Below are 606 nucleotides of genomic sequence, written 5' to 3'. Positions count from 1 at the left end.
TGCCTTTATTGCTAGTCTTTAAGCTGGATGATTGGTTTGACACTCATTTTCATAATATGGTATCAGTTGCTATTATGTTGATTATCTATGGGGTTGCCTTTATCTATCTTGAAAAACGAAACAAGGCGCAAGCTATTGAACCAACAGTTACAGAACTTGAAAAGCTTCCCTACAAGACAGCTCTCTATATCGGACTTTTCCAAGTCCTTGCCCTCTTCCCAGGAACGAGCCGTTCAGGTGCGACGATTGTTGGTGGTTTGTTGAATGGAACAAGTCGCTCTGTCGTAACAGAGTTTACCTTCTATCTCGGAATTCCTGTTATGTTCGGAGCCAGTGCTTTAAAGATTTTTAAATTTATAAAAGCAGGTCAACTCTTGAGTTTTGGACAACTGTTCTTGCTTTTGGTTGCTATGGGAGTAGCCTTCGCGGTCAGCATGGTTGCTATTCGCTTCTTGACTGGCTATGTGAAGAAGCACGACTTTACCCTCTTTGGTAAATACCGTATCGTACTCGGTAGTGTCTTGTTGCTCTATAGTTTTGTGCGTTTATTTGTATAAGAAAAAGCTTGAGGGAATCTTCCTTCAAGCTTTTTAAAATCCTGTTACT

General features: G+C 40.6%; 1 protein-coding gene. It reads left to right on the top strand.

The window, feature by feature from the left end; all coding sequences use genetic code 11:
- Positions 1–557 (top strand): undecaprenyl-diphosphate phosphatase (locus D8863_RS10835; RefSeq protein ID WP_142999499.1); only part of this gene is annotated, 557 nt, incomplete at its 5' end.
- Positions 558–606 lie beyond the last annotated feature (49 nt).

Origin of the sequence: Streptococcus oralis (assembly GCF_003943825.1) — a bacterium.
GTDB classification, from domain to species: Bacteria; Bacillota; Bacilli; order Lactobacillales; family Streptococcaceae; genus Streptococcus; species Streptococcus oralis_CD.
Note: the sequence above shows the minus strand (reverse complement) of the source record. Positions and strands in the feature narration are given on the sequence as shown.